Consider the following 17,487-nt stretch of genomic DNA (forward strand, 5'->3'; position numbering starts at 1 on the left):
CCGTCCTCAGGCCCCGTCCTCAGCTGCGCGTCTGGGTCAGGTGGAGATAGCGTTCATTGAATTCGGCGGCGTCGCGCAGCGCACACCAGTCGACGACGCCGATCTGCCGCTTGCGCCGCGTGATCAGCCCGTCGGTCTCGAGCGCGCGGAGCACGCGGTTGACATGGACCGGGGTCAGGCCGAGCGCATCGCCCATCTGTTCCTGAGTCATCGGCAGTTCGTAGCTGCCGTCCGCGTCGCTGAGCGAGGAGGCGCGCAGCCGGGCGGAGAATTCGCAGAGCAGATGCGCGAGCCGCATCTTGGCGTTGCGGCGGCCGACGTTGAGCAGCCATTCGCGGTGGATCGACGCTTCGACCAGCGCCTCGATCCACAAGGCGGTGGCGATCTGCGGCGAGACCGCGACGATCTCGCGCAGTGCGGGGATCGGGATTTCGGCGACGGTGATCCGGGTCAATGCCTGGACGTCGTGATCCGATTCCTCGAGGAACAGGTTCTGGAGATCGATGAAGTCGCCGGGCATCAGGATCGAGACGATCTCGCGCTCGCCATCGGGGGTGAGCTTCTGGCGATAGGCAAAGCCGTCGATCACGAACGCGCAGCGCAGCGGGCGTTGCCCCTCGCGCAGCATATAGGTCGACTGGTCGATCGTGCGCAGCTTGCACGGCAGCGCCGCGATCGCCACGCGATCCGCCGCGCTCAGCTCGACCCGGGTCGCGAGCTTGGCAATCAGATGATCGGTGACGACGATGGGGTAATCCACATGCAGGCTCCGCTCGGGCGGGAGCATATCGAACTCTCAGTCGCCGGGTTAAGCATAGCTTGCCCAGAGGCGCCCTGCACTATCACAGGCGTTATAGTCTCGCTCAAACATAGGTTAGACGCGCATTTCGGAAATTGTCGGTTATTGTAAGAAAATGTCGGGTGCCTCGCGCTATACGGATGGCGCGGAACCGATCGTCGCGCAGGGGCGTAGACGCCTTGCGAGAAACAGGGGCGAACACTGGGCGCGGCAGCGCCGGTCGCCCCGGCCGTCGCGTCGAACGCACAGGATGTCGCTGATGCCGCGATACAGATTTCAGATCGCCCTGGGCGGCGAGGTGATCGAGGATCACGAGGGGATCGAGCTCGCGCACCGCGCGGCGGCGATCGAGCATGCGATCGTCGCGATGCGCGAGATGCTGGCGGAGGACATCCGCCAGGGCTGTGTCGACCTGACGATGCGGATTGAGATCATCGAGGGCGGCGGTGCGACGGTCCACGTCGCCGACTGTGCCGCGGCGATGGCGGCCGGGACGATGCCAGCCCGCCGCCGCGCGTGACGCGCGGCGGGCGGGCCGACGATCCTTACCAGTGGCCCTTACCAGTGGCCGGTGTTGGGCATCGACGCCCAGGGCTCGGCGGGGTCGAGCCGGCCGTCCTGCAACAGCTCGATCGAGATGTTGTCGGGGGTGCGGACGAACGCCATGTGGCCGTCGCGCGGCGGGCGGTTGATCGTCACGCCGGCATCCTGGAGCCGCTGGCAGGTCTCGTAGATATTGTCGACGCGGTAGGCGAGATGGCCGAAATTGCGGCCTTCGCCATACTCTTCCGGATCCCAGTTGTGCGTCAGCTCGACCTCGGCGCTCTCGTCGCCGGGCGCGGAGAGGAAGATCAGCGTGAAGCGACCCTGCTCGTTTTCGAGGCGGCGGGCCTCCTTCAGCCCGAGCAGCTCGAAGAACGCGATCGTCTTGGCCGGATCGGTGACCCGGATCATCGTGTGCAGATATTTCATGGACGGCCTTTTCGGGTTGGATCGCCGGTAGATAGGCGGCGCCCCGGCGGGGTTCCAGAGGGGCGGGTGGTGGTAGGTGGGCCGTGAGGGTTGCCCGTCTGGGTTCCCGCCTGCGCGGGAATGACGGTGGCGCGGGTGCGGCTCTCCGGGCCGATCAGGGTTTGGGCGGGTCGAACTGGCGGAGCGCGGCGATGGCGTTGCGGGCGGTGGGGGTGTCGGGGGCGAGGCGTGCGGCTTCGGCCCAGGCGGCGCGGGCGCGGGTCTCGTCGCCGTCGCGCGCGGCGATGTTGCCCGCCTCGAGCTGGACCGAGGCGTCGTCGGGGGAGCGCTTGAGCGCCTCGGCGATGTCGCCGCGGGCGCGGGGCAGATTGCCCATCCGCCGCGCGAGCGTTGCGGACAGCAGCCAGGCGAGCGGATCGTCGCCCGCGGTGGTCAGCGCGAGATCGATATCGGTGCGCGCGGAGGCGAGATCGTCCGCGGCGACGAGCGCGCGCGCATGGTCGAGCCGTGCCTCGCCGAGCTGGAGCCCGGTCAGCGTCCCCGCGGTGAGTGCCGAATCGAGCGCGGTGCGCGCCTTGGTCGCGTCGCCCGCGGCGAGCCAGGCATTGCCACCCTGCGCCCAGTAGGTCGCGGCGCGATCGTCGTGCGCGAGCTGTGCGTCGCGCGCCGCGCTCTCGAATTCGGCGGCGGCGGCGGCCCAGTTCTTTTCCGCGGCAAAGGCGAGCCCGCCACAGTCGCGCGCCGCGGCGCCGCCGCCCGCCATCCGCCAGCGGCCCGCCTCGGCACGCGCGGCGACCGGATCGGTGGCGATCGTCGCGATGCAGCGCTGGAGCCGGGTGGCATCGTCGGCGGGGCCGGCGGCGGCGGGCCTGGCGGCCGGTGTCGCTGTCGGCCTGGCGGCAGGCTTTGTGGCGGGGCTGGCGGCCTGGGACAGGAGCAGCGCGGGGGCGAGCAGCATCAGGATCATAGGCGGGCGATCACATCCTCGACCGCGCGGATGATCAGCGCGATGTCGGAATCGCGTGACAGGCGGTGATCGCCGTCCTTGACGAGCAATGTCTGCACATCGGCTGAACGAAGCAGCTCGGCGAGCCGGGTGGTCCGCAGCCACGGCACCGCCTTGTCGCGCTGGCCCTGGATCAGGCGGACGGGGCAGCGGATCTCGATCCAGCCGAACATCAGCCGGTTCGCCTCGCCCGACGCCCAGAAGCCGCGGGTGTAGACGGTGGGTTCGGGGCCGTAATCGTTGGCGCGTTCGAGCCGGCCCGCGCTGAGCAGCGTCAGTTTTTCCTCAGGGGTGAAGCCCCAGTCGGTGAAGTCGGGCGCGGGGGCGATGCCGACGAGCGCTGCGACCAGATCGGGGCGGGCCTTCGCCACCAGCAGCATCAGCCAGCCGCCGAGCGACGAGCCGACGAGCACCGCGGGGCCGTCCGCCAGCGCCTCGAGCATCGCGATCACGTCGTCGCGCCAGTCGACGAGCGTCTGATCCTCGAACGCGCCCTCGCTCCGGCCGCAGCCGCCATAGTCGAAGCGGAGATAGGCGCGGCTTTGCGATTTCGCCCAGGCCTCGAGCGTGACCGCCTTGGTGCCCGTCATGTCCGAGCCATAGCCCGACAGGAAGACGATCGTCGGGCCGGTGCCGGTCGTGTGGTGATAGGCGAGGCGGGGGCGGTCCGGCGCGGGGGTGGTGGTGTCGGTCATGCGCGGGGCTTTAGCCAAAGCGGGCGGGTGGGGCTAGGTCAGGTGGGTGCAGAGGGGCTGGTGAAGATGTCCTCGATCGCAAGGCCGAACAGCTCGGCGATGCGGAAGGCGAGCGGGAGCGAGGGGTCGTAGCGGCCGGTCTCGATCGCGTTGACGCTCTGGCGCGAGACGTCGAGGCGGTCGGCGAGGTCGCCCTGGCTCCAGTCGCGTTCGGCGCGCAGGACTTTCAGGCGGTTCTTCATGCTGTCCCTGCGCGAACCGCGGCGATGTTGAGGCACCCGCCGAGCATCAGGCCGGCAAACCAGAGCACGCCCGCCGAATAGGCCGGGACATGGGGCACCAGGCCGAAGCTTTCGAGAAAGCCCCAGATCGTCGTCGCGCAGAGCATGAAGACGGTGGCGATCAGCGTCTGGCGGACGTTCATCGTGCGGATATATTCGTCGGGCTCGTCGCGCAGATAGCGGCCCCAGGCGAGGAAGACGCTGAGCAGCGGAAGCGCGGGCAGCACCGCGAGGAGATAGGCGAGCGGGCCGGTCGGCGGATGGCTGCGGAACAGCGCCACCACGCCGAACAGCGTGCCCATGTACGCAAGGCTGAGACCGAGAACGGTGGCGTTGTAGCGGCGCAGCGCGGGGCTCTTGTGCATGGTCAAGCGTCCTTTCGAATCGGTAAAGGAAGCTTGTCATTGGAGGGTGTGGGAGTCAAGGTGGCTTTACAGCGGGGGCGGGGTTGAGGGGATGCGATCGCGACTGTCCGTTCTCCCACGTAGGCGAGAGTCCAGGGTGGCAGGGCTCGGTGCTGCTTGGCTCTGGATCCTGACTTTCGTCAGGATGACGGGGGAGGGGGGCGGCGCTTCCCCGCCGTCCGGATGGCGAGTGGGGAGGGCGGCGCTTCCCCGCCGTCGGGAGGACGGGTGGAGGGCTGCACTTCACCGCCGTCATCCTGGGCTTGACCCAGGATCCAGGGTCACGGGGCGCAGCGCTGCTTGGCTCTGGGTCCTGACTTTCGTCTGGATGACGGGTGGGGGGTGGGCGGCGCTTACCGCCTTCGTCCTGGGCCCCCGCTTTCGCGGGGGGACGGGGTCAGATGATGAATTCTACCGTCTTCATCTGGGTCTGGTCGGCCGCCACCGCGCCGCGTTTGGCGACCATCTGGCGGTGGAGTTCGCGGACCGTGTCGCTGCCGCTGGTCTTGCACAAAGCGGGGACGACCGCGTGGACGAGCGCGCCGAGGCCGCCGGCGATCATCGTCACGCCGAACCGGCTGGCGACGCCGAAATGCTCGGCATAGCTTTCGCCGACGGTGGCGGGATGGTCGAGGAAGAGGCGGCGGAACATCGGCGGGTCTCCGGACGGGGGATCGGGCTTATCCTATCAGCCGGCGAGGGATTCGACCATGGTCGCCGCGAGCAGGCTGAGCGTGTCGTCGCGCGCGCCCATCACGACGATGCGGTCGCCGGGGCGGGCCTCGGCGACGAGCAGCGCGGCGGCGTCGGCGCGGTCGGGGATGTGGCGGGCGTCGCGGCCTTCCGCGGCGATCCGGGCGACGATGTCGGCGCTGGTGACCTCGCGGGTGACGGTGCCGCCATAATAGGCCGGGTCGGGGAGGACGAGCAGGTCTTCGGGGGCCAGCCTCGCGACGAAGGTGGCGACGAGCTCGGTGCCCATGACCTTCAAGGGGCCATAGCCGTGCGGCTGGAACAGGATCAGCAGGCGGCCGGGAAAGGCGTGGAGCGTGTCGAGCGTGGCGGCGATCTTGTCGGGGTTGTGGCCGAAATCGTCGATCACCGCGACGCCGTTCGCTTCGCCGACGAGATCGAAGCGGCGGCGCAGGCCGGTGAAACTCGCGAGTGCCTTGACCGCGTCGGGCAGCGACACGTCGGCGGCCATTGCCGCGCCGATCGCGGCGAGCGCGTTCGAGACGTTGTGGCGGCCGGGGACCGCGAGTTTCACGCGCGTGCGGACGCCGCGCGAGACGAGGTCGAAGCCAATCGCAAAGGGTTCGGGCTTCAGGTTCTCGGCGCGGAGGTCGGCGGACGCGTCGATCGCGAAGGTGGTGACCTGGCCGCGGGGGAGGCGCGCGGCGAGGGCTGCCGCGTCGGGGTCGTTGGCGTTGACGACCGCGGTCTCGGCCTTGGCGATGAAGGTGCCGAACAGCTGGCGCAGTTCCTCGAGCGACTTGTGGTCGAGGCTGACATTGTTGAGGACGGCGATTCTGGGCGCGTAATGCGCAATCGAGCCGTCGCTTTCGTCGACTTCGCTGACGAAGGTGTCGCCGGCCCCCACCAGCGCGCTGGCGAAGGGGGCGTCGGGCCCTGCGAAGTTCTTCATCACCGCGCCGTTCATCACGGTGGGGTCGCGGCCGGCGGTGTGGAGGATCCAGCCGATCATGCCGGTGACGGTCGACTTGCCGCTGGTGCCGGCGACACCGATCGGCAGGCGGCTGTCGTTGAACAGGGACGCAAGCAGCTCGGCGCGGGTGGCGCGCGGGCAGCCAAGCGCGGCGGCGGCGATCATGTCGGGGACGGTCGGCTCGATCGCGGCGGAGGCGACGACGTGCTGGTCCGCGGAGACGATGCCGCTGCCGTCCTGCGGGAAGAGCGCGACGCCCTTGGCGGCGAGGTCGTCGAACTTGGCGGGGACGCGGCCCTGGTCGAGATTGCGGTCCGAGCCCGCGACGGTCGCGCCGCGGCCCGCGAGGATCATCGCGAGCGGCATCATCCCCGACCCGCCGATGCCGATGAAGAAATAGGCGGGCTGGTCGGCGGCGGTCTGGTCGGAGGGGTTGGTGATATCCATGTGCTCGCGCTATCGGCGGTTGCGTAACGGGGCAAGACAGGACGAACCATGCGCATCGGTGTTCTCGCCGCGTCGAGCCGGACCAATCCTTCGGCGATCCCCGTGGTCGCCGCCTATGCGGCGTGCGCGTTTCCCGAGGTCGAGCTGGTGTTCCATCCGCAATGCACCGCGACCGACGGGCATTTCGCGGGGTCGGACTTCGCGCGGGCGGCGGCGTTTCTGGAATATGCGAACGATCCGGCGTTTGACGCGATCTGGTTCCTGCGCGGGGGCTATGGCGCGAACCGGATCCTGCAGATGGTGATGCCCGAGCTGGCGCGCGCGGCGCGGCACAAGACGTATCTGGGCTATTCGGATGTCGGGTTCCTGCTGGGGGCGCTGTACGCGCGGCGGATCGGGCGCGTGGCGCACGGGCCGATGGTGAGCGACATCAACCGGCATGACGGCGAGGCGACGGTGGCGCGGTCGCTCGGGTGGATGGCGCGGGGGGATCGCAGCGGACTCGAGCCGGGGCTCGGGGGGCAGCCTTCGGCGGCGTTCAACCTGTCGATCCTGACGTCGCTGATCGGGACGCCGTGGCTGCCGGATCTGACCGATCATGTGCTGATCGTCGAGGAGGTGTCGGAGCCGATGTATGCGATCGACCGGATGCTGTTCAAGGTGGCGAACGCGACGCAGCTGAAGGGGATTGCCGGGCTCAGGCTCGGGGCGGTGACCGCGGTGCAGGCGAACGAGCCGGCCTGGGGGGAGACGCTGGATTACATGATGGTGCGGTGGGCGCGGGACATGGGGGTGCCGTATCTGGGGCGGGCCGAGGTGGGGCACACGCAGGGGAACCATGTGGTGCCGTTTGGGGTGGGGTGAGGGGGCTCGTCACGCCTCAGCGCTACGGGGCGGGGTGCTGTTTGGCTCTGGATCCTGACTTTCGTCAGGATGACGGGTGCGCTGGGGTGTCGGTGCGAGGCGGGTTGCCTATATCGGCTGGGCGACGGCATAAGCGCCGCTCTTCCATCACGAGAAAGTTCCTCATGTCTGCCATGTTCCGCATTACGCTTCCCGACGGTTCCGTCCGCGAGGTTGCGCCCGGGACTACGCCCGCGGATGTCGCTGCGGCGATCGGGCCGGGGCTTGCCAAGGCGGCGCTGGCGGCGCGGATCGATGGGCAGGTGCGGGATCTCGGGCGGCCGTTCGAGGGGGATACGCAGCTGGCGCTCGTCACCGCGCGCGACGAGGCGGATGCGCTCGAGCTGGTGCGGCATGACCTGGCGCATGTGATGGCGGAGGCGGTGCAGCATCTGTTTCCCGGCACGCAGATCACCTTCGGGCCCGCGACCGATGACGGCTTCTATTACGACTTCGCGCCGAAGGACCGGCCGTTCACCGACGAGGACCTGCCCGCGATCGAGGCCGAGATGCGCGCGATCATCGCGCGGAACGAGCCGTTCCTGCGCGAGGTCTGGAGCCGCCAGCAGCTCATTGACCGCTGGACCGAGCAGGGCGAGACGTTCAAGGCCGAATGGGCCGCCGAGCTGCCCGAGGGCGAGGAACTGACCATCTACCGCCAGGGCGAGTGGCTCGACATGTGCCGGGGGCCGCACATGGTGTCGACCGGCAAGCTCGATCCCGCGGCGTTCAAGCTGACGCGCGTGAGCGGCGCCTATTGGCGCGGCGACCAGAAGAACGCGATGCTCAGCCGGATCTACGGCACCGGCTGGCTCAACAAGAAGCAGCTCGACCAGCATCTGTTCCGGCTGGAGGAAGCCGCCAAGCGCGATCACCGCAAGATCGGGCAGGAGATGGACCTGTTCCACCTCCAGAGCGAGGCGCAGGGCTCGGTGTTCTGGCATCCCAACGGCTTCGTGCTCTGGCGCCAGCTGGAGGCGTATATGCGCCGGCGGCTCGACGCGGCGGACTATGCCGAGGTGAAGACGCCGCAGCTGATGGACGCCAAGCAGTGGGAACAGTCGGGCCACTGGGGCAAGTATCGCGAGAACATGTTCGTGGTGCCCGACGAGATTCCCAATGTGGAAGACGAGGGCGCGGTCCTGTCGGGCGAAGGCGACCTGATGGCGCTCAAGCCGATGAACTGCCCGGCGCACGTGCTGATCTTCAAGCAGGGGATCAAGTCGTACCGCGACCTGCCGATCCGGATGGCGGAGTTCGGCTGCTGCCACCGCAACGAGCCGCATGGCGCGCTGCACGGCATCATGCGCGTGCGGCAGTTCACGCAGGACGACGCGCATATCTTCGTCCGCGAGGACCAGCTGGTCGAGGAGGTGCGCAAGTTCTGCGAGCTGCTCGACAGCGTGTACAAGCATCTGGGCTTCGAGGATTATGCGGTGAAGCTCGCGCTGCGTCCCGAGAAGCGGTTCGGCGACGACGCGATGTGGGACAAGGCGGAGGCCGAGCTGCGCGAGGCGGTGATGCAGTCGACCTTGTCCGACACGATCAAGGCGAATTTCGAGGAGCTGCCGGGCGAGGGGGCGTTCTATGCGCCCAAGCTCGAATTCCACCTGACCGATGCGATCGGGCGGACGTGGCAGGTCGGCACGATCCAGTCGGACCGCGTGCTGCCCGAGCGACTCGACGCGTCGTACGTGGGCGCGGATGGCGAGCGGCATCGGCCGGTGATGCTCCACCGCGCGATTCTGGGCACGTTCGAGCGGTTCATCGGCATATTGATCGAGCATCATGCCGGGCGCTTCCCGCTGTGGCTGGCGCCGGTGCAGGTGGTGGTCGCGACGATCGTGTCGGATGCGGACGACTATGCGCACAGTGTCGTGGCCGCGCTGCGCAAGGCGGGGATCCGCGTCGAGACCGACCTGCGCAACGAGAAGATCAACTACAAGGTGCGCGAGCACAGCCTGGCCAAGGTGCCGGTGCTGTTCGTGGTCGGCAAGCGCGAGGCGGACGAGGCGACGGTCGCGATTCGCCGGCTGGGCAGCCAGGGGCAGGAGATGCTGTCGCTCGACGAGGCGGTGGCACGCCTTGCGATCGAGGCGCGCGCTCCCGATATGTGATGGACGAGGCCGGCTTTCCGCGCAGAGCTTTCTGCGCTATAAGCCGGCCCAAATACTTCGTCAGAAACAACAGGAGCAACCCCCATACGTCCTCCCACGATGCGCCGGCCCATGCAGACGCCCGCGATGAACGGCCCGCGATTCAACGAATTCATCCAGAGCCAGAAGGTCCGCGTGATCGATCACGAGGGCGAAAATCTGGGCGTGATGTACACGCGCGAAGCGATCGAGCAGGCGGCCGAGCATGGTCTGGACCTGGTTGAGGTCTCGCCCAACGCCGATCCGCCCGTCGCCAAGTTCCTCGATGTCGGCAAGTTCAAGTACGAGGCGCAGAAGAAGGCGAACCTCGCACGCAAGTCGCAGAAGACGCAGGAGATCAAGGAGATCAAGATGCGTCCGAACATCGACGACCATGATTACGACACGAAGATGAAGAAGGTGAACGACTTCATCGGCGAGGGCGACAAGGTCAAGATCACGCTGCGCTTCCGTGGCCGCGAGCTGAGCCATGGCCAGCTGGGCATGAACCTGTTGAAGCGCGTGCAGGACGACGTCGCGGAGATCGCCAAGATCGAGGCGTATCCGCGCATGGAAGGCCGTCAGATGCTGATGGTGCTCGCGCCCAAGTAACGGCGTGACGACGCGGCCCCGCAATGCGGGACGCGATACGACGATAGCGACCGGCCCATCGCCCCCTGTCCGGGGCGGTGGGCCGTTTGCGTTGGGGTGCAGGTCACCATGACCCTTTCCGTAGCGTCAACCGCCGCGGTCGAACCACCCGTGCGCGATGCATCGATTTCGGGGCTATCACGCGGTGTTATTGCTCGGTGTTGCGGAAGTGCGACACAGCGACCGGAAAGTTACTTCCGCATACGGAAATCGGTGGACGCTGCATGAAAATTCCAATTACCTCCTGACCAAACCGGAAATTCGAAATAATTCGAAGCCGCCAGGAGAGATGCCCATGCGCATGACCGCATATCTGTTGTCTGCCGCCGCGACGATCGCGATCGCGGCGCCGGCCTTCGCACAGGATGTCCCGACGACGCAGCCCGAGGCGCAGACCGTACCCTCAAATACATCGGGTACCGCCGCCGCGTCGGTCGATGCGCAGCAGCAGCCGGTTGCCGAGAACGCGAATCCCCAGCCGATCAATGCGGGCGACATCGTCATCACCGCGACCCGGCGTTCCGAGCGGCTGTCGAACGTTCCGATCGCGGTGTCCGCGGTCGGCCAGGCCGCGCTGCAGAATTCGGGTGCGACCGACATCCGCCAGATGACCCAGCTCGCGCCGTCGCTGCTGATCTCGTCGACCGGCTCGGAGGCGAACGCCTCGGCGCGTATCCGCGGCATCGGCACGGTCGGCGACAATCCCGGCCTTGAAAGCTCGGTCGCGGTGTTCATTGACGGCGTCTATCGCAGCCGCACGGGTTCGGGTCTGAACGATCTCGGCGAAGTCGACCGGATCGAGGTGCTGCGCGGGCCGCAGGGGACGCTGGCCGGGCGCAACGCATCGGCGGGCACGATCAACATCCTGACCAAGCTGCCGTCCTACCAGTTCGGCGGCTATGGCGACGCGACCTATGGCAATTACAACAATATCCGCATCGCGGGCGGGCTGACCGGGCCGATCATCAAGGACAAGCTGGCGTTCCGGCTCGACGGCGTGTTCGGCAAGCGCGACGGCTATTATTACGACGTCATCAACCAGACCGATTATAACGACCGCAACCGCTATTTCGTGCGCGGGCAGCTGCTGTTCGAGCCGAGCGCCGACGTGTCGGTGCGGCTGATCGGCGATTACACGCGGCGTGACGAGAAATGCTGTGGTGCGGTCTATATCGACACGCGCGAGAAGATCGACCCGACGCCGGGCGTCGCGGGCGACTTCGCGATCAACCCCGCGGGCAACCGCATCCAGCAGGTCATGCAGAGCATGGGTGCGGTGTTCCCGAGCCAGGGCGATCCGTATAACCGCCGCATCGCCAACACGCTGGGCCGCGCCTATTCGAACATCACCGAGGATTATGGCGGCTCGGGCCAGATCGACGCGAATCTGGGCTTTGCGCAGCTGACCTCGATCACCGCGTATCGCGAGTACAAGTCGGGCGGCGCGGCCGACATCGACTACGGCAATCTCGACATCGGCTACCGCGCGGACGACGGCAACAGCTATCGCCAGTTCCACACCTTCAGCCAGGAAGTCCGGCTGAACGGGTCGCTGTTCGACGACAAGCTCGACTGGCTGGTCGGCGGCTATTATTCCAAGGAAGACCTGGTCGTCGCGGACAATCTGAAGTTCGGGACGCAGTACGGCGCGTTCGCCGCGTGCCGGATCGTCGCGACGGTCAACCCGGCGGCGGCGCTGCGCAATCCGGCCAATCCGGGCTGCCTCAGCGCGGCGGGACGTGCGGTCCTGTCCGGACAGGTTCCGGGCACGCAGCCCGCCTTCGGCGCGCTGACCGGTACCATCCTGAGCGGCATCGACCGGCTGAGCACGCTCAACAATCTGGGCGATCAGCGGTCGACCTATTATCAGGACAGCGAGAATTACGCGTTCTTCACGCACAACATTTTCAAGGTCACCGACAAGCTGTCGATCACCGGCGGGCTTCGCTACACGCATGAGCAGAAGGATTTCCACGCCGATTTCAACAACAACAACACCGTCTGCCCCGCGCAGCAGGCGGCGCTGAGCCCGCTGCTGGCGAGCGCTGCAGTGCCCGCCAGCCTGAAGACTCTGGTTGGCGGGATCGTCACGCTGACCTGCACGGGCAATTCGACCTCGGCGCTGAACGGGCTCGACCTCAACGACGGGTTCAAGGAAGGCGAGTTCAGCGGCACGGGGATCGTGTCGTACAAGCCGCGCACCGACACGCTGCTCTATGCGTCCTATTCGCGCGGCTACAAGGCGGGCGGGTACAATCTCGACCGGTCGGACCTGACCGCGAACGTGTTCGCGGCGCCGACCAATGCGAGCGCGAGCCGGCTGCGGTTCGATCCCGAGACGGTCAATTCCTATGAGCTGGGGCTGAAGTTCACCTCCGCGCAGTTCACCTTCAACGTCGCGGGCTTCCGCCAGGAGTTCAAGAACTTCCAGCTGAACACGTTCAACGGCACCAACTTCATCGTCCAGAACATCAGCTCGTGCGACACCAGCCTGAACGGCGCGGATCGCGATGCGAGTGCGGCGACGGGCGCGTGCACCGGCGACGTGAAATACGGCGTGCGGTCGCAGGGCGTCGAGCTCGAGGCGGGGCTGTTCCCGGTCCGCGACGTCGCGGTGTCGCTCGGCTACACCTATGTCGACACGACCTTCAAGAACAACCTGGTCGGGTCGGAGACGGGCGAGGCCCTCGACCCCGCGCTGTTCCTGCTGTCGGGCAACACGCTGTCGAACGCGCCCAAGCACACGGTCACCGCGTCGGGGACGTGGACGCCCGAGCTGGGGTCGTCGGGGATCACCGGGCTGTTCTACATCGATGGCCGCATGACCAGCGACTATAATACCGGGTCGGACCTGTTCACCGAGAAGGCGCAGGACGGCTTCTTCCTGATGAACGCGCGGATCGGCATCCGTGGGCCGGCGCAGAAATGGGCGGTCGAATTGTGGGCGCAGAACCTGCTCGACACCGATTACCAGCAGGTCGGCTTCAACGCGCCGTTCCAGGGCGCGGGCAATCTCGACCAGGTGAAGGCGTTCGGCGGGGTGGGGAACCAGATCTTCACCTCGTACCTCGCCGAGCCGCGGACCTATGGGCTGACGGTGCGCACGCGGTTCTGAGCGTTCAACGTCGCTAGGGAAGGCCGGTCCGCTCGGGAGAGCGGGCCGGCCTTTCTTGTTTGTGGCGGGGAGGGTCGCGCCCTTCCGTCATCCCGGGCTTGACCCGGGACCCAGGGTTACGGGGGGTGGCCTTTGTGGCTCTGGGTCCTGATTTTCGTCAGGATGACGAAAAGAAAAGGGGGATGACGGGAGGGGGAGGATGACGATTAGTCAGGCGGCGAGGTCGAGTTGCTTGCCGGCGGCCGCCGCGAGCAGGCGGCGTTCGAGCGTCTTCAGTCGGGCGGGGGCGGTGATGCGGTCGCCGGTGAGGTCGGTGATGTAGAAGGTGTCGACCGCGCGTTCGCCGTACGTCGCGACATGCGCGGAGTGGATCGTCACCTTCGACTGGAACAGCGCCTGGGCGAGCCGGTTGAGCAGGGCGGGGCCGTCGCGGGCGTTGACCTCGACCACGGTGAAGCGGTTCGAGGCGCGGTTGTCGATCATCGCGTTGGGGACGATGTCGAACGCCTCGGCGCGCGCGCGCGGGAGGGGCTTGGCGACGAGGCGGTCGGCGAGCTTGCCGCGGTTGGCGAGCGCATCCTCGATCGCGGTCTTGAGCCGGGCGAGCTGTTCGCTGCCGTCGAACGGGCGGCCGAACGGATCCTGGACGAGGAAATTGTCGACCGCCATGCCGTCGCGCGTGGTGTGGATCCGCGCGTCGATGATGTTGCCGCCTGCGACATGGATCGCGCCGGCGATGCGGTAGAAGAGCCCGGGATGATCCGCGGCGTAGATCGTCACCAGAGTCGCGCCGCGGCCCGGATAGACATGCGCGTCGATCGCGAGCTGCGCGTCGCCGGTGCCGGCGAGGAAGCGGGCATTGTGGACGAGTACATCCTCGGGCTCGGCGATCCAATAGGCCTCGGGCATGCGGCGGACGAACGCGGCGAACTCGGCGTCGCTCCAGCCGAGAGCGGCGTGGAGCGTCTCGTGCTTGGCGGCGATGCGTTCGGCGCGACCCTTCTGCTTGTGGCCGAGCCGGAGCACCTCCTCGGCGGATTCATAGAGGTCGCCGAGCAATTGCCGCTTCCAGCCGTTCCAGACGCCCGGGCCGACCGCGCGGATATCGACGATGGTGAGGACGAGCAGGAGGCGCAGCCGCTCGGGGCTCTGCACCACGTCGCAGAAGTCGAGGATCGTCTTAAAGTCCGACAGGTCGCGCTTGAACGCGGTCGCGGACATCAGCAGATGCCAGCGGACGAGCCAGGCGACGGTCTCGGTCTCCGCAGGGCTCAGGCCGAAGCGCGGGCAGAGGCGCTGCGCGACTTCGGCGCCGAGGATCGAGTGATCGCCGCCGCGGCCCTTGGCGATGTCGTGGAGCAGCACCGCGACATAGAGGACGCGGCGCGAGACGATCTGGCGGAAGATCGCGCTGGCGAGCGGATGGTCGTCCTTCAAAGCGCCATTCTCGATCCGCGCGAGCAGGCCGAGCGCGCGGATCGTGTGTTCGTCGACGGTGTAGTGGTGGTACATGTCGAACTGCATCTGCGCGACGACGCGGCCGAAATCGGGCACGAACCGGCCGAAGACGCCGGTCTCGTTCATCCAGCGCAGGACGAGTTCGGGATCGCGCGGCGAGCTGAGGACATCGAGGAACAGCGCGTTGGCGGTGGGATCGTCGCGGATGTCGTCGACGAGCTTCACGTCGCGGGCGGCCGCGCGCATCGCGAGCGGGTGGATCTCGAGCGTGTTGCGGTCGGCGAGCTGGAAGATCTCGATCAGCCGGACCGGACTTGCGCGGAAGAAGTCGTCGTCGGGCAAGGCGAGCCGCCCGCGGTCGAGGACGAAGCCGTTGAGGCGGCGCGGGCTGCGGCGGATCGTCGGCAGCCCGAAGCGGCGGCCGCGCGCGGCGAATTTCTCGTCGAGATGCGCGAGGAAGACGCCGGTCAGGTCGCCGACGGTCTTCGCCTGGAGAAAGTAGAAATGCATGAAGCGCTCGACCTTCGGCTTGCCCGGGCGGTCGGAGAAGCGCATCCGGTCGGCGATCTCGCGCTGGACGTCGAAGGTCAGCCGGTCCTCGGCGCGACCGGTGATGCTGTGGAGGTGGCAGCGCACCGCCTGGAAGAAATTGTCGGCGCGGTGGAAGAGGCGATATTCCGCCTTGGTGAACAGCCCGACATCGACGAGCTGTGCCGCGCGCTGGACGTCGTAGATATACTTGCCGATCCAGAAGAGCGCGTGGAGATCGCGCAGGCCGCCCTTGCCCTCCTTGACGTTGGGTTCGACGACATAGCGCGTGTCGCCCATCTTGCGGTGGCGCAGGTCGCGCTCGACGAGCTTGTCGGCGATGAACGCGCGCGCGGTATCCGCCTGGACCTCGACCTTGAACCGGCGCGACGCCTCTTCGTAAAGATCCATGTCGCCGGTGACGTAGCGCGCCTCGAGCAAGGCGGTGCGGACGGTGATGTCGGCCTTGGCCTGGCGGATCATCTCGTCGAGCGAGCGGCTGGACTGGCCGAGCTTCAGGCCGAGATCCCAGAGCGTGTAGAGCATCGATTCGATGATGCGTTCGACCCGCGGGGTCTGCTTGCCCGGCGTGAGGAAGCCGATATCGACATCCGAATGCGGCGCCATCTCGCCGCGGCCATAGCCGCCGACCGCGATCAGCGTGAGCCGGTCGTCGGGGGTGGGCGCGGGCGCAGGGTGCAGCCGGGTGGTGGTGAAATCGAACAGCAGGCGGAGCAGCTGGTCGATCAGATAGGCCTGCGCGCTCGACACCTCGAGCCCGCGGCTGGGATGTTCGGCGAGCCGCTTGGCGACCTCGACCCGGCCCGCGTCGAGCGCGGCCTTGAGCAGGATCGTCGCCTGGCGGCCGAGCGCGACCGGGTCGGTCTCGTCCAGCGCGGCGATGGTGTCGGCGACCGCGCGGCGATCGATGATCGCGCGGCGGTTGGGCAGGTGATCGAAGCGGCCGGTCATGCGGGACCAGATAGGGCGCGCGGCGCCATTCGTCATCTTGATTGCGGGAATCCTTCCCGAACCCTAGGTCTTCGCGCGGGTTTGGCGAAAGGAAGACGATGAGCGAAGCGTTGCGCGTGGGACTGGCGGGCCTGGGAACCGTGGGGGGCGGCGTCATCCGGCTGCTCGACGCGAACCGCGAGCTGATCGCCAGACGGGCCGGGCGCGCGATCGAGGTCGTCGCGGTGTCGGCGCGCGACCGCTACAAGGATCGCGGCGTCGATCTGACGCGGTTCGCCTGGGTCGACGACACGACCGCGCTGGCGCAGCAGGCGGACGTCGATGTCGTCGTCGAGCTGATCGGCGGATCGGACGGTCCCGCGCTGACGCTCGCACGCTCGACGCTCGCCGCGGGCAAGTCGTTCGTCACCGCGAACAAGGCGATGCTCGCGCATCACGGCTATGAGCTGGCGACCGCGGCGGAGGCGGCGCGCGTCGCGTTGAAGTTCGAGGCGGCGGTCGCGGGCGGGATCCCGGTCATCAAGGGCCTGCGCGAGGGCGCGGCGGCGAACGCGATCGGGCGGGTCTACGGGATCCTCAACGGGACGTGCAATTTCATCCTGAGCAAGATGGAGGCGGAGGGGCGCGATTTCGCCGAGATCCTCGCCGAGGCGCAGGCGCTGGGCTTTGCCGAGGCGGATCCGAGCTTCGACATCGACGGGGTGGATGCGGCGCACAAGCTGTCGATCCTCGCCTCGATCGCGTTCGGGACGCGGCCGGCGTTCGACGCGGTGGCGGCGAGCGGCATCCGGCATTTGCTGGGCGCGGACATCGCCGAGGCGGCGGCTTTGGGCTACCGCGTGCGGCTGCTCGGACTGGCGGAGGACGGGCCCGACGGGCTGTTCCAGCGCGTGCATGCGCATCTGGTGCCGGTCGACCATCCGCTCGCGCATGTGACGGGGTCGCTCAATGCCGTGGTCGCGGAGGGCAATTTCGTCGGGCGGCTGCTGTTCCAGGGTGCGGGCGCGGGCGACGGGCCGACCGCGAGCGCGGTGGTCGCGGACCTGATCGACATTGCGCGCGGCGAATACGGGCCGCCCTATGCGATGCCGGCGGCGTCGCTGGTCGCGGCGGCGACCGCGGACAGCGGCGAACGGCGCGGGCGCGCCTATCTGCGCTTCACGGTCGCGGACCGGGTCGGCGTGCTGGCCGAGATCGCCGCGGCGATGCGCGACGCGGGCGTCTCGATCGAGAGCCTGATCCAGCGCGGCGCGATGGCGGACGGCAGCGTGCTCGTCGCGATCGTGACGCATGAGGGGCCGGAACGGTCTGTCGCGCAGGCGCTGGAGAAATTGCGGGGGTCGCAGAGTCTCGTGGGGCAGCCGTTGTGGATGCATATTCTGGGGTGATTTTGGGGGTGGGCATGCGGGTGTGCCACGTTTTGCCGTCATCCTGACGAAGGTCAGGATTCAGGGT

The 17,487-nt window shown here is 67.8% G+C and carries 15 protein-coding genes; 6 read left to right on the forward strand and 9 right to left on the reverse strand.

Going from position 1 to position 17,487, the window contains the following annotated elements; all coding sequences use genetic code 11:
• Positions 1-19 precede the first annotated feature (19 nt).
• Positions 20-760: a Crp/Fnr family transcriptional regulator gene (locus IFT54_RS15935; protein WP_342354850.1), complete on the reverse strand. Its 741-nt coding sequence runs from the start codon at positions 758-760 to the stop codon at positions 20-22.
• 298 nt (positions 761-1,058) lie between these two features.
• Between IFT54_RS15935 and IFT54_RS15940 the strand changes: the two genes are divergently transcribed.
• Positions 1,059-1,319 carry a DUF6894 family protein gene (locus IFT54_RS15940; RefSeq protein ID WP_192071346.1) on the forward strand — a complete coding sequence of 87 codons (261 nt, stop codon included), beginning with the start codon at positions 1,059-1,061 and terminating at the stop codon, positions 1,317-1,319.
• Between the two features lie 38 nt (positions 1,320-1,357).
• On the opposite strand, the gene IFT54_RS15945 is transcribed toward IFT54_RS15940, so the two are convergent.
• From IFT54_RS15945 to IFT54_RS15975, 7 genes are all read right to left on the reverse strand, one after another.
• On the reverse strand, positions 1,358-1,771 hold the full coding sequence (locus tag IFT54_RS15945) for a VOC family protein (protein WP_037531709.1): 414 nt from the start codon (positions 1,769-1,771) through the stop codon (positions 1,358-1,360).
• 154 nt (positions 1,772-1,925) lie between these two features.
• Positions 1,926-2,738, reverse strand: a complete 813-nt coding sequence (locus tag IFT54_RS15950; RefSeq protein ID WP_320481960.1) for a hypothetical protein — start codon at positions 2,736-2,738, stop codon at positions 1,926-1,928.
• Positions 2,735-3,472, reverse strand: coding sequence for an alpha/beta fold hydrolase (locus IFT54_RS15955; RefSeq protein ID WP_192071347.1), 738 nt, complete (start codon positions 3,470-3,472; stop codon positions 2,735-2,737). Before IFT54_RS15955 ends, IFT54_RS15950 begins: the two co-directional genes overlap by 4 nt.
• Positions 3,473-3,510: 38 nt before the next feature.
• A complete protein-coding gene (locus IFT54_RS15960) occupies positions 3,511-3,714 on the reverse strand; it encodes a helix-turn-helix transcriptional regulator (RefSeq protein WP_192071348.1) in 204 nt (67 codons plus the stop codon).
• Positions 3,711-4,118: a hypothetical protein gene (locus IFT54_RS15965; RefSeq protein ID WP_192071349.1), complete on the reverse strand. Its 408-nt coding sequence runs from the start codon at positions 4,116-4,118 to the stop codon at positions 3,711-3,713. The genes IFT54_RS15960 and IFT54_RS15965 overlap by 4 nt, the downstream gene beginning before the upstream one ends.
• Positions 4,119-4,554: 436 nt before the next feature.
• Positions 4,555-4,809, reverse strand: a complete 255-nt coding sequence (locus IFT54_RS15970; protein WP_031395112.1) for a DUF6356 family protein — start codon at positions 4,807-4,809, stop codon at positions 4,555-4,557.
• A gap of 36 nt (positions 4,810-4,845) precedes the next feature.
• A complete protein-coding gene (locus tag IFT54_RS15975) occupies positions 4,846-6,270 on the reverse strand; it encodes a UDP-N-acetylmuramate--L-alanine ligase (protein WP_192071350.1) in 1,425 nt (474 codons plus the stop codon).
• Between the two features lie 48 nt (positions 6,271-6,318).
• Here IFT54_RS15975 and IFT54_RS15980 point away from each other — a divergent pair, with 48 nt between their 5' ends.
• The 4 genes from IFT54_RS15980 (at position 6,319) to IFT54_RS15995 (ending at position 13,074) form a co-directional block, all read left to right on the forward strand.
• A complete protein-coding gene (locus IFT54_RS15980) occupies positions 6,319-7,134 on the forward strand; it encodes an LD-carboxypeptidase (protein WP_192071351.1) in 816 nt (271 codons plus the stop codon).
• Positions 7,135-7,298: 164 nt separating this feature from the next.
• Positions 7,299-9,290: a threonine--tRNA ligase gene (gene thrS, locus IFT54_RS15985; RefSeq protein ID WP_031396175.1), complete on the forward strand. Its 1,992-nt coding sequence runs from the start codon at positions 7,299-7,301 to the stop codon at positions 9,288-9,290.
• 99 nt (positions 9,291-9,389) lie between these two features.
• The gene (infC, locus tag IFT54_RS15990; RefSeq protein ID WP_031396176.1) at positions 9,390-9,920 is read left to right on the forward strand and encodes a translation initiation factor IF-3; all 531 of its coding nucleotides are present in this window, start codon (positions 9,390-9,392) and stop codon (positions 9,918-9,920) included.
• 334 nt (positions 9,921-10,254) lie between these two features.
• A complete protein-coding gene (locus IFT54_RS15995) occupies positions 10,255-13,074 on the forward strand; it encodes a TonB-dependent receptor (protein WP_192071352.1) in 2,820 nt (939 codons plus the stop codon).
• Between the two features lie 210 nt (positions 13,075-13,284).
• On the opposite strand, the gene IFT54_RS16000 is transcribed toward IFT54_RS15995, so the two are convergent.
• Positions 13,285-16,032 (reverse strand): [protein-PII] uridylyltransferase, encoded by a 2,748-nt coding sequence (locus IFT54_RS16000; protein WP_192071353.1) that lies wholly within the window; start codon positions 16,030-16,032, stop codon positions 13,285-13,287.
• A 98-nt stretch (positions 16,033-16,130) separates the two neighbouring features.
• Here IFT54_RS16000 and IFT54_RS16005 point away from each other — a divergent pair, with 98 nt between their 5' ends.
• Positions 16,131-17,420, forward strand: a complete 1,290-nt coding sequence (locus tag IFT54_RS16005) for a homoserine dehydrogenase (RefSeq protein ID WP_056409065.1) — start codon at positions 16,131-16,133, stop codon at positions 17,418-17,420.
• Positions 17,421-17,487: the final 67 nt, after the last annotated feature.

Origin of the sequence: Sphingomonas sp. CFBP 13714 (genome assembly GCF_014842205.1) — a bacterium.
In the GTDB taxonomy this organism is placed as follows: Bacteria; Pseudomonadota; Alphaproteobacteria; order Sphingomonadales; family Sphingomonadaceae; genus Sphingomonas; species Sphingomonas aerolata.